Here is a 14333-nt window from a genome sequence, read left to right as displayed (position 1 = left end):
TCTAGGCACCCGGATATATACCCTAAATAAAATTTCATAGGTGATAAAAATAATTATTTTAAGAAGCTTAACTATCGGTTAATTAATTTAAGTCATAAAATTAATTAATGAGATTATGAATATCTTATTTGCACTAATTACACGATGATTAGTGAATATATTTTCTTATCACTGATAAAAAAATACCATTTCACAGTGGTTGAGCAAAGTCCTATACTCCGCTGAAATAAAGATAAGGCTACATTGACTATTTGTCACGAATGCACTCTCTTTAACCTCAAAATACTTATTTTATAATTTGTTTTTAATGGCTTAGGTTGCGCGATGGTTACAGATGCTGGCAACTAAGCTAAAGCATGTGCAATTTGAGTATCACGGTAACATCACGGAATTTTAATCTAGACGACTTATGGAGTTGTAATACATATGGATAGAACAATAGTTCTAGCTGTAAACAATGGTGAAGGGAAAACCCGACTGTTGACTGCGAACGCAAACAAGGCTGTTAAAGTTAAGCTGATTCACGGTAATAAATACCTGTTGAAAAATCTGGGTAACGATTTTGCACCGGAGAATATTACCCTGGTACGTGTAGGCAAAGCGCTACACGTTATCCAGGAAGGGGACACTAAAGCCAGTATTATCATTGAGGATTATTTCAATGGTGATGCCAACAACCCGGTGCTGTTGGGCATGGCGGAAGATGGGCAACTGTATGCCTACGTACCATTGTCCGGTGAAGGCTACGAACATGGCTATCTGACCGGTGAAGGTGAGTTGTCGCCAGCCGCTTTAGGCGGCCCCGCGTTAGGCAGCGGCAATGGTATATTTACCTCCTCAGACGACAATCATGATGCCTTGTTTGGTCTGCTCGGTTGGGTCGCTGCGGCGACGGCGATCGGCGCTGGTGCCGCTATTGCCTATCATAACCGCAACACCGATGACAACAACCCGGCTGATACCACCCCACCGGCCAAACCCGCCATCGGCGAAGCGTTAGACCAGAAAGGTGCCGTCACCGGCGCGATCCAGAACGGCAGCGTCACCGACGAAACTCGCCCGGTTCTGAACGGTCAGGGCACGCCTGGTGACCTCATCACCGTCTATGACAACGGTCAGGCCATTGGCAGCGTGGTGATTGACGGCAACGGCAACTGGACGTTTACCCCTGACGCTGAACTGGGTGAAGGTTCGCACCAGTTGGTGATCACCGAGACCGATCCGGCAGGCAACGTCAGTTCGCCGTCCGATTCTCTGAATTTCAACGTCGATACCACTCCTCCGGATGTGCCGGGCCTCCAGCATGTCATGGATAAAGTCGGGGATGTTGTGGGTGAAATCAACGCCGGCGGCATGACCGACGATCCGCGTCCTGAACTGAGCGGCAGCGGCGAAGTCGGCAGCACCGTCACCATTTATGACAATGGTATCGTGATTGGCGAAACCGAGGTCAACGAAGATGGCCGCTGGTCCTTTAAGCCTGACACCGATCTGACCGACGGCAGCCATACCCTGACCGTTTCCCAGACCGATCCGGCGGGCAACCAGAGCGAGCAGTCTGGCGGCTGGACCTTTACGGTCGATACCCAGGCTCCTTCCCAGCCGTCTATCGGCAGCATTCTTGACAACACCGGCAGCGTCACTGGCCCGTTGACCAATGGCAGCGTGACGGATGAAACCCAGCCACAGCTGAACGGCGTGGGTGAGCCCGGTAACGTCATCATTATCACGGACAACGGTAAGCCACTGGGCTCTGCCGTGGTCGACGATCAGGGCAACTGGAGCTACGTCGTTGATGAGCCTCTGACTGAAGGCAGCCATCAACTCGTCGTGACCGAAGTCGACCAGGCCGGCAATGCCAGCGTACCGTCCAACCCGATTGAGATCGTGGTCGATACCACGGCACCGGGCAAACCGGATGTGGCGCAGGCGCAGGATAATACCGGGCCGATCACCGGGCCGATTGTTAACGGCGGCTCCACCGATGAAACCCAGCCTAAACTGAGTGGCGCGGGTGAACCAGGCAACGTTATCAACATCTATGACGGCGGCGAGAAAATCGGCTCCGTGGTGGTGGGTGACAACGGCAAGTGGTCCTTCACGCCAGAGACCCCGCTGGCTGAAACCGATCACAGCATTACCGTGACCGAAACCGATCCGGCCGGCAATGAAAGTGCGCCGTCCGAGTCATTGAACTTTACCGTCGATACCACCGCATCGCCGGAGGGCCCGGATCATCTGGCCATTACCGCCGTGGAAGACCGCGTGGGCGATCGCCAGGGTGCCGTGGATAACGGCGCGGTGACCGACGACAGCCAGCCGCTGATCAGCGGTATCGGCACCGCCGGTGACACCGTGTTTGTTTACACCACCGACAGCGCCGGTCAGCATCTGATTGGCAGCGCCGTGGTACAGCCGGATGGCAAGTGGAGCATGACGCCTGAGCTGCCGCTGCTGGAAGGCAACAACCAACTGGCGATCGTGGCGCAGGATCCGGCGGGCAACCGTACCGGCTTCTCTTCACCGAGCTATGACATCAGCCTGTTTATTCCTGTCTCATCCGAAGCGACGATCGGCAGCGTGGTGGACAACGCGGAGCCACACGTCGGGCCACTGCAGAAAGGCGATGTCACCAACGACACGACCCCGACCCTGAGCGGCACTGCGGCACCAGGTAACATCGTCACCGTGATAGATAACGGCCAGGCCATTGGTTCAGTGACCGCCGATGCCAACGGCAAGTGGACCTTCACGCCAGAAACGGCGATGAAAGACGGCAACCACAGCCTGAATATCACCGCGACCGATGCGGCGGGTAACGTCAGCCAGCCAAGCGGCAACTTCGGTATCGTCATTGACACCACCGTGCCAGATTCGGCCACCGATATTGTTATTACCGATAACGTGGGTGAGAAGACCGGTGAAGTGAAGCCAGGCGAGACTACCGATGACCGTTCACCGACCCTGAGCGGGAAAGGTGAGCCGGGCGGCACCGTGACGGTGACCGACAACGGCAAAGAAATTGGCAGCACCGTGATCGACGAGAACGGCAACTGGACGTTCACCCCGAGTGAACCGCTGGATAACGGCGATCACACTCTGAGCACCACCGTGACCGATCCGGCAGGCAACGTGAGTGAGCCGAGCCCGGGCGTGAACATTGTGGTGGACGACACCCCGGTCCTGGTTCAGTTGGGTTCCGTTAACGACAACGTGGGGCCGAATACCGGCAGCCTGCAACCGGGTGATGTGACGGACGACGCGCGTCCAGAACTGAACGGCAGCGGCAAGCCGGGCAGCACCGTGACCGTGAAAGACGGTGACACCGTGCTGGGCACCACCACCGTGAAGCCGGACGGCAGCTGGAGCTTTACGCCAGAGACCGATCTGGGTGAAGGCAACCACAGCCTGACCGTGACCGCAGAAGATGCGGCGGGTAACAGCGTGACCTCGCCAGCGTTTGAGCTGAAGGTGGACACCGAAGCCCCTGCACAGTCAGTGATTGGCGGGGCGATTGACGACGTGGGCGATGTGCGCGGGCCATTGAGCAGCGGCAGCGTGACCGACGACGCCAACCCGACCTTTAACGGGTCGGCAGAGCCGGGCAGCGTTATCAAGCTGTACGACAACGGCAACCTGTTGGGTTCGGTCACCGCCGACAACAACGGTGCCTGGACGTTTACCCCGACCACCCCACTGGTGGAAGGCGAACACAGCATCACCACCACGGCGACGGACAAAGCGGGCAACACCAGTGCGCCATCCGAGCCGTTTGAGCTGAGCACCGACTACACTGCGTCACCGACCGGGCCAGAGTTCCTGGCGATCACCGGCGTGGCGGACCGCGTGGGCAGCGAGCAGGGCACCATTGTGTCCGGCGGCATCACCGACGACAGCCAGCCGTTGATCAGCGGTATCGGTAGCGCCGGTGACACTATCATCGTCTATGCGGCCGATGCGGCTGGCAATCGTCCGATTGGCAGCACCACCGTACAGGCGGACGGCACCTGGTCACTGACGCCAACCACGCCACTGCTGGAAGGTCAGAACCAACTGACCATCGTGGCGGTGGATGCGGCTGGCAACAAGACCCAGCCAAGTACCCCATCCTATGACCTCAATGTCGACATCACCGTGCCGTCGCAGCCGGCGATCACCAGCGTGGTGGACAACGCGGCACCGCACGTTGGGCCATTGCAGAAGGGTGATATCACCAACGACAGCACCCCGACCCTGAGCGGCACCGCCGAAGCGGGCAGCAAAGTGACTATCGTGGACAACGGTCAGACCCTGGGTTCGGTCACCGCTGATGCCAACGGCAAGTGGAGCTTCACGCCTGAAACGGCACTGCAAGACGGCAGCCACAGTCTGAGCATCACCGCCACCGATGCGGCGGGCAATATCAGCGCGCCAAGCGGCAGCTTCGGCATTGTGATTGATACCACGGTGCCAGATTCGGCCACCGAGATTGTCATCACCGACAACGTGGGTGAGAAGACCGGTGAAGTGAAGCCGGGCGAAACCACCGACGACCGTTCCCCGACCCTGAGCGGCAAAGGCGAGCCGGGTGAAACCGTGACGGTGCTGGACAACGGCAACGAGATCGGCAGCAGCGTGATCGACGAGAACGGCAACTGGACGTTTACCCCGAGTGAGCCGCTGGATAACGGCGAGCATAATCTGAGCACCACGGTGACCGATGAAGCGGGCAACGTGAGTGAGCCAAGCCCGGGTGTGAACATCGTGGTGGACGACACCCCGGTAGTGGTTCAACTGGGTTCGGTAACTGACAACGTGGGGCCGAATACCGGCAGCCTGCAACCGGGCGATGTAACGGACGATACCCGTCCAGAACTGAACGGCAGCGGCAAGCCGGGCAGCGTGGTGACCGTGAAAGACGGCGATACCGTGCTGGGCACCACCACCGTACAGCCAGATGGCAGCTGGCGCTTTACGCCAGAAACCGATCTGGGTGAAGGCAACCATAGCCTGACCGTGACCGCAGAAGATGCGGCGGGCAACCGCGTGACCTCGCCAGCGTTTGAGCTGAAGGTGGACACCGAAGCCCCTGCACAGTCAGTGATTGGCGGGGCGATTGACGACGTGGGCGACGTGCGCGGGCCATTGAGCAGCGGCAGCGTGACCGACGACGCCAACCCGACCTTCAACGGGTCGGCAGAGCCGGGCAGCACCATCAAGGTGTACGACAACAATAAACTGTTGGGTTCGGTCACCGCCGACAACAACGGCGCGTGGTCGTTTACCCCGACTACCCCACTGGTGGAAGGTGAGCACAGCATCACCACCACGGCGACGGACAAAGCGGGCAACACCAGTGCGCCATCCGCGCCGTTTGAGTTGAGCACCGACTACTCTGCACCGGACGCTGGTCTAGTGGCGATCACCGGGGTGGAAGATGCGGTTGGAGCGATCACCGGCAACGTAGCGCAGGGTGGCATGACCGACGACAACCGTCCGACCCTCAAGGGCACCGGCGCGGAAGTCGGTAACACCGTTACCGTGTACAACGGCACCGCGGTGATTGGTACGGCGACCGTGCAAGATGACGGCACCTGGTCACTGAAACCGACCCTGCCACTGGCAGACGGTCTGTATGGATTGACCGCCAAGGAAACCGACAGCGTGGGCAACACCACGGCGGCGTCGCCGGAGTATGGCTTCACGATCCTCACCCAGGGCCCAGCGGCACCGGTGATTGGTTCGGTGGAAGATGATGTGGCCCCGCACACCGGTGCGCTGCAGAAAGGCGATGTCACCAACGACAGCACCCCGACCCTGAAAGGGACGGCGTTGCCGGGCGGCACCGTGACGGTGTACGACAACGGCACGGCGATCGGCAGCACCACCGCTGATACCAACGGCGCGTGGAGCTTTACCCCGAGCACCCCACTGGGTGAGGGTAATCACAACCTGACGGCCTCGGTGATGGACAGCATCGGCCAGGTCAGCCCGACCACCGGTGACTTCGGTATCGTGATTGACACCCGGCCACCGGCAGCGGTAACGGATCTGGTGGTGACGGATGATGCGGGCAGTGTACAGGGCCCACTGACAGCGGGCGGCACCACCGACGACAGCACGCCAAGCTTCAGCGGCAAGGCGGAAGCGGGCAGCGTGGTCACCGTGCTGGACAACGGCAAGGCGATCGGCAGCACCACGGCGGATGACAAGGGCAACTGGAGTTTCACGCCAAGCACCCCGCTGACCAACGGCGCACACGACTTTACCATCACGGTGACCGACAAGGCGGGTAACACCAGTGCCGAAGGCGAGCATCTGGTGGTGAACGTGGACGTGGTACCGGGTCAGGTGCAACTGGGCAGTCTGACGGACGACGTGGGCAGCGTGCAGGGCGCCATCGAGCAGAGCGGCGTGACGGACGACCTGCGTCCGACGCTGAACGGCACGGCGAAGGCTGGCAGCGTGGTGACGGTGAGCGACGGCAGCACGGTGCTGGGCAGCGTCACGGCGGATGAGCAGGGTAACTGGCGCTTTACGCCAGAGACCGATCTGGGCCAGGGCACACACAGCCTGAGCGCCAGCGCCAAAGATCCGGCGGGCAACGTGAGTGAGAGCGGCAAGTGGGCGTTTACCGTGGATGCGGTGGCGCCGAATGCCCCGACCATTGACGCGGCAGCGGACGATGTGGGCAGCGTACAGCCACAGGCGATGGCCAACGGCAGTGCGACGGACGATCCGACGCCAACGCTGACCGGCCGTGCGGAAGCCAACAGCACCGTGAAGATCGCCGATCAGAACGGGTTGCTGGGCTCGGTACAGACCGATGCCTCGGGCACCTGGCGCTTTACGCCGACCACGCCACTGGCGGAAGGCGAGCACCGCTTCACCGTCACGGCCACGGACGCAGCGGGTAACGTCAGCGCACCGTCCAACACCTTTAGCCTGACGCTGGACTTCAGCGCACCGGACGCAAGCAAAGTGGCGATCACCGGGGTAGACGATACGGTCGGGGCATTCAAAGGTAATGTGGTATCCGGCGGAACCACCGACGACAGCCGTCCGACCCTCAAGGGGACCGGGGCGGAAGTCGGTAACACCGTTACCGTGTACAACGGCACCGCGGTGATTGGTACGGCGACCGTGCAAGATGACGGCACCTGGTCACTGAAACCGACCCTGCCACTGGCAGACGGCCTGTATGCCTTGACGGCGAAGGAAACCGACAGCGTGGGCAACACCACGGCGGCGTCACCGGAGTATGGCTTCACGATCCTCACCCAGGGCCCAGCGGCACCGGTGATTGGTTCGGTGGAAGACGATGTGGCCCCGCACACCGGTGCGCTGCAGAAAGGCGATGTCACCAACGACAGCACCCCGACCCTGAAAGGGACGGCGTTGCCGGGCGGCACCGTGACGGTGTACGACAACGGCACGGCGATCGGCAGCACCACCGCTGATACCAACGGCGCGTGGAGCTTTACCCCGAGCACCCCACTGGGTGAAGGCAACCACAACCTGACGGCTTCGGTGATGGACAGCATCGGCCAGGTCAGCCCGACCACCGGTGACTTCGGTATCGTGGTTGACACCCGGCCACCGGCAGCGGTAACGGATCTGGTGGTGACGGATGATGCGGGCAGTGTACAGGGCCCACTGACAGCGGGCGGCACCACCGACGACAGCACGCCAAGCTTCAGCGGCAAGGCGGAAGCGGGCAGTGTGGTCACCGTGCTGGACAACGGCAAGGCGATCGGCAGCACCACGGTGGATGGCGATGGCAACTGGCGCTTTACGCCAAGCACCCCGCTGACCAACGGCGAGCACGATTTCACCACCACGGTGACCGATAAGGCGGGCAACACCAGTGCCGAAGGTGAGCATCTGGTGGTGAACGTGGATGTGGTACCGGGTCAGGTGCAACTGGGCAGTCTGACGGATGACGTGGGCAGCGTGCAGGGCAATATCGTGCAGAACGGCGTGACGGACGACACCCGTCCGACGCTGAACGGCACGGCGAAAGCCGGCAGCGTAGTGACGGTGAGCGACGGCAGTAATGTGCTGGGCAGCGTGACGGCGGATGAGCAGGGTAATTGGCGCTTTACGCCAGAGACCGATCTGGGCCAGGGCGCACACAGCCTGAGCGCCAGCGCCAAGGATCCGGCGGGCAACGTGAGTGAGAGCGGCAAGTGGGCGTTTACCGTGGATGCGGTGGCACCGAATGCCCCGACCATTGACGCGGCAGCGGACGATGTGGGCAGCGTACAGCCACAGGCGATGGCCAACGGCAGTGCGACGGACGATCCGACGCCAACGCTGACCGGCCGTGCGGAAGCCAACAGCACCGTGAAGATCGCCGATCAGAACGGGTTGCTGGGCTCGGTACAGACCGATGCCTCGGGCATCTGGCGCTTTACGCCGACCACGCCACTGGCGGAAGGGGAGCACCGCTTCACCGTCACGGCCACGGACGCAGCGGGTAACGTCAGCGCACCGTCCAACACCTTTAGCCTGACGCTGGACTTCAGTGCGCCGGACGCAAGCAAAGTGGCGATCACCGGGGTGGAAGATGCGGTTGGAGCGATCACCGGCAACGTAGCGCAGGGTGGCATGACCGACGACAACCGTCCGACCCTCAAGGGCTCCGGGGCGGAAGTCGGTAACACCGTTACCGTGTACAACGGCACCGCGGTGATTGGTACGGCGACCGTGCAAGATGACGGCACCTGGTCACTGAAACCGACCCTGCCACTGGCAGACGGTCTGTATGGATTGACCGCCAAGGAAACCGACAGCGCGGGCAACACCACGGCGGCGTCACCGGAGTATGGCTTTACGGTGAGCACCCAGGCCCCAGCGGCACCGGTGATTGGCTCGGTGGAAGACGATGTGGCCCCGCACACCGGTGCGCTGCAGAAAGGTGATGTTACCAACGACAGCACCCCGACCCTGAAGGGCACGGCGTTGCCGGGCGGCACCGTCACGGTGTACGACAACGGCACGGCAATCGGCAGCACCACCGCCGATAGCAACGGCGCATGGAGCTTTACCCCGAGCAGCCCACTGGGTGAGGGTAATCACAACCTGACGGCCTCGGTGATGGACAGCATCGGCCAGGTCAGCCCGACCACCGGTGACTTCGGTATCGTGGTTGACACCCAGCCACCGGCCCCGGCCACCGGTCTGGTGGTGACGGATGATGCCGGCAGCGTGCAGGACCCACTGACGGCGGGCAGCACCACCGACGACAGCACGCCAACCTTCAGCGGCAAGGCGGAAGCGGGCGGCGTGGTCACCGTGCTGGACAACGGCAAGGCGATCGGCAGCACCACGGTGGATGCGAACGGTGACTGGAGTTTCACGCCAAGCACCCCGCTGACCAACGGCGCACACGACTTTACCACCACGGTGACCGATAAGGCGGGTAACACCAGTGCCGAAGGTGAGCATCTGGCGGTCACGGTCGATGTGGTGCCGGGTCAGGTGCAACTGGGCAGTCTGACGGACGACGTGGGCAGCAAACAGGGCGCCATCGAGCAGAGCGGCGTGACGGACGACCTGCGTCCGACGCTGAACGGCACGGCGAAGGCCGGCAGCGTGGTGACGGTAAGTGACGGCAGCAATGTGCTGGGCAGCGTCACGGCGGATGAGCAGGGTAACTGGCGCTTTACGCCAGAGACCGATCTGGGCCAGGGCACACACAGCCTGAGCGCCAGCGCCAAGGATCCGGCGGGCAACGTCAGTGAGAGCGGCAAGTGGGCGTTTACCGTGGATGCGGTGGCGCCGAATGCCCCGACCATTGACGCGGTAGCGGACGATGTGGGCAGCGTACAGCCACAGAATATGACCAGCGGCAGTGCGACGGACGATCCGACGCCAACGCTGACCGGCCGTGCGGAAGCCAACAGCACCGTGAAGATCGCCGATCAGAACGGGTTGCTGGGCTCGGTACAGACCGATGCCTCGGGCACCTGGCGCTTTACGCCGACCACGCCACTGGCGGAAGGCGAGCATCGCTTCACCGTCACGGCGACGGACGCGGCGGGTAACGTCAGCGCACCGTCCAACACCTTTAGCCTGACGCTGGACTTCAGCGCACCGGACGCAAGCCTGGTGGCGATCACCGGGGTGGAAGATGCGGTTGGAGCGATCACCGGCAACGTAGCGCAGGGTGGCATGACCGACGACAACCGTCCGACCCTCAAAGGGACTGGCGCGGAAGCCGGCAACACCGTTACGGTGTACAACGGCACGAACGTGATTGGTACGGCGACCGTGCAAGATGACGGCACCTGGTCACTGAAACCGACCCTGCCACTGGCAGACGGTCTGTATGGATTGACCGCCAAGGAAACCGACAGCGCGGGCAACACCACGGCGGCGTCACCGGAGTATGGCTTTACGGTGAGCACCCAGGCCCCAGCGGCACCGGTGATTGGCTCGGTGGAAGACGATGTGGCCCCGCACACCGGTGCGCTGCAGAAAGGTGATGTTACCAACGACAGCACCCCGACCCTGAAGGGCACGGCGTTGCCGGGCGGCACCGTCACGGTGTACGACAACGGCACGGCAATCGGCAGCACCACCGCCGATAGCAACGGCGCATGGAGCTTTACCCCGAGCAGCCCACTGGGTGAGGGTAATCACAACCTGACGGCCTCGGTGATGGACAGCATCGGCCAGGTCAGCCCGACCACCGGTGACTTCGGTATCGTGGTTGACACCCAGCCACCGGCCCCGGCCACCGGTCTGGTGGTGACGGATGATGCCGGCAGCGTGCAGGACCCACTGACGGCGGGCAGCACCACCGACGACAGCACGCCAACCTTCAGCGGCAAGGCGGAAGCAGGCGGCGTGGTCACCGTGCTGGACAACGGCAAGGCGATCGGCAGCACCACGGTGGATGCGAACGGTGACTGGAGTTTCACGCCAAGCACCCCGCTGACCAACGGCGCACACGACTTTACCACCACGGTGACCGATAAGGCGGGTAACACCAGTGCCGAAGGTGAGCATCTGGCGGTCACGGTCGATGTGGTGCCGGGTCAGGTGCAACTGGGCAGTCTGACGGACGACGTGGGTAGCAAACAGGGCGCCATCGAGCAGAGCGGCGTGACGGACGACCTGCGTCCGACGCTGAACGGCACGGCGAAGGCCGGCAGCGTGGTGACGGTAAGTGACGGCAGCAATGTGCTGGGCAGCGTGACGGCAGACGGCAGCGGTAACTGGCGCTTTACGCCAACCACCGATCTGGGCCAGGGCGCACACAGCCTGAGCGCCAGCGCCAAGGATCCGGCGGGCAACGTCAGCACCAGCGATAGCTGGGCGTTTACGGTAGAGTCGGTGGCTCCGAGCCAGAAAATGGTGATTTCAGGTATCAGTGATGATACCGGCTTGTCGGCATCTGACTTCATTACCTCGGATACCACACTGACCGTCTTTGGAACGCTGGATGCGCCATTAAACGCAGGTCAGATAGCACAAATATCTGTGGATGGAGGGGTGAACTGGTCAAGTGTGAATGTCTCTGCGGGTGGCACTTGGAGCTATGTTGATGGGCGTGTACTGACCAATGGTAAGCATACCTATATGGTCCGGGTATCCAGTGCAACAGGTATGGCGGGGGGTGTAACTCAACAGGTCGTCACGGTTGATACCGCACCTCCAAGTATCGGTAAACTCACGCTGGACTTGATGTCGATAAGTGATAACGGCGTCAGCTCGACAGATAATATTACGAGTACCAGTGTTGTGGCTGTTGAAGTGAAAGTGACTGGGCTGGGGACGAAAGAACAAGCGGATATTACTGCTGGTAAAATGTATTCGGTGTTGTTCGATGATATTGACAACGACGGTAAATACAGTGCAGGTGATACCTTATTTGCTAAAGAACAGATCCCAGGTAGTTTTGCAGGAAACTCGGTAAGTTACCCTCAGACATTGCCGCAGTTAAAGAACGGTAGCTACAATCTGAAAGTGGTGTTGTTGAGTGAAGCCGGTGTGCAAACAAATGCTGGTTTACTTGACGATAGGGCTAGTGCCCGTCTGGTGATAGATAACTCTACCCCGACGATAGGTAAGAGCGGTCAACAGCAGGATGGGCTGGGTTGGGAAATAACGAGTGCTGGTGACTTTAACGGTGATGGTATTGAAGACTTTATTGTTTCAGCACCACATACTCAATCGAATGGTCTTGCAGGAGCAGGTAACTCTAATGTCTATCTGGTTTATGGATCGGTGCTGGGCATTCCGACGCTGAACGACATAGATAAGATGAACGCTAGCCAGGGAATTCGTTTTGATAACGTTGGCGTAACTGGGGCTATCGGTAAATCAGGCTTGAATATCATGAGCTTGGGGGATTTCAACGGCGATGGTTATGATGACTTGGTTGTTGCCTCACACCACCAGGACGGCGCTTATGTGATTTTTGGTCGCGAGACGGGGACAAGCACCATCTCACTGAACAGTATGGCAACGACTGCAACTAAGGATGGTTTCTACCTGCATGGTAACAATGCGTGGTTTGCTGACGGTAGCACCGGTGGTGACTTCAATGGCGATGGTTATGGTGATTTGATCATTTCCGACTCAGGTCAGAACATGGTGTACACCCTCTATGGCAAGCAGGGGGCAGCAGGTACCTGGAACAACCTGGAGCAGATGAGTGATGGGACACTGTGGGAGTTTGGCAATGGTGCTTATATTGGTCAACTGGCCAGCAACAAATACAGCACCTTCTACTCCAATAGTGCAAACAGCTTTGGCGACCACGTCCGCTTGGTTGGTGATGTCAATGGTGACGGTCTCGATGACTTCGTCATTACGCACCCTGATACGAATCTAGCCGGTGGAGCGAACAGTTATGCTTACCTGGTTTGGGGAACCACTGCTGGGTATGGTGCTGCTAAGACCTATACACAAACCACGGATTTCTGGACGCAGTATCAGAAGTATGGCATCCGGATTGGTGGCACTGAATACGGTGAAAACCTCGGTGATATCGTGCGTGACCTATCTACCGATGCTCACGGTTATAGTTATTTTGGGTCAGGTAATAGTGTTTCTACTCTGGGTGATATCAACGGTGATGGTGTTGATGACTTTATCATCGGTTCACCTTTGTGGGGAGACGGGGCTTATGATGGCGTGGCACCAGGACGTGCTTATGTCATTTATGGTAAGACCGGAGGGTGGAGTGACTTCAACCTTAGCAACCTGAATGGCAGCAACGGTTTTGTTCTGCAGGCATCAGGCACCGGAACCAATGCTCTATTAGGTACGGGGGCCAGAGGTACAGGTGATTACAACGGGGACGGCTACGATGATTTCCTGATCACGGCCCCGAATGCTGATATCAACGGCAAGACGGACAACGGTGCTGTTTACTTGGTCTACGGGCGTGCCGGTGGTGGTTTTGCGGCTAATACGGATCTCGATGCATTGGTTTCCGCTGGTCAGGCCGAGAAGTGGGTGGGTAAAGTCACCCAGGATTATATGGGCACCAACGTTGGTATGGGTGACTGGGATGGTGATGGTTTGCAGGATATCGCTATACCGTCATGGGGGGATGATTCCTTGGCTTTTAACGCCGGCGGATATGAGATCTTCTATGGCAGTAAAGAGAATCTGACGCATATGAGCACCATAGATAATGACACACATGTTTTGCGTACCAATGTGGTGGATCGTGTTGCAGCATCGCACGGTAATGACCAGATCAGCAATGTAGGCACGGGGGATGTGGTATACGGTGGCGCTGGCAATGATGTCATTTCTATCGTAAGCACTGATTTTGTACGGGTCGATGGCGGATTGGGTACGGATACCCTCAAACTCGATGGTCAAAGCTTGTACCTTAACCTGGCTACCATGGGGGCTAAAGTCCAAGGGTTTGAACACTTCGACATGGGTAACGGTAACAATACCCTCGCGTTACGTTTCAGTGACTTGATCGCAACGGGAGAACGAGACCTGATGTTGAATGACAGCAAGATGCAATTGCAAATTACTGGGGACAATGGCCAAGTTGAATTGAACTCTGGCAATGAGGCTTCACAAAGGTGGCTTCATCAAGGTCAGACCTCACAGGGCGGTATTACTTACAACGTCTACAGTAATATGGGCCAAACCGGTGAACTGTTCGTTGAGAATACCATTCATGTGATTCTGTAATAATAGTCATGCAATAACCCTACAGTGCCCGTGAATCGGGCACTGTATTCAGGGTTTCATGTCAGTTAATGATCTGTAGATGCTGTTATAGAAAAACAGATTATTCTGCCTGACCTCGCTGAGGTTTGAATTTTATACCACTAATCCAGTGGGCTTCTAGGTTGGCGTTAATTAAGCAA

Annotated in this window: 1 protein-coding gene; it reads left to right on the top strand. The window is 59.1% G+C overall.

Going from position 1 to position 14333, the window contains the following annotated elements:
- Nucleotides 1-480: 480 nt before the first annotated feature.
- Entirely contained in the window at nt 481-14154 is a 13674-nt protein-coding gene (locus tag ACX1CU_RS15720) for an Ig-like domain-containing protein (protein ID WP_459399207.1), read from the top strand.
- Nucleotides 14155-14333 lie beyond the last annotated feature (179 nt).

It is taken from the genome of Serratia sp. D1N4 (assembly GCF_054552755.1).
This window is presented reverse-complemented; position numbering and strand designations above follow the sequence as displayed.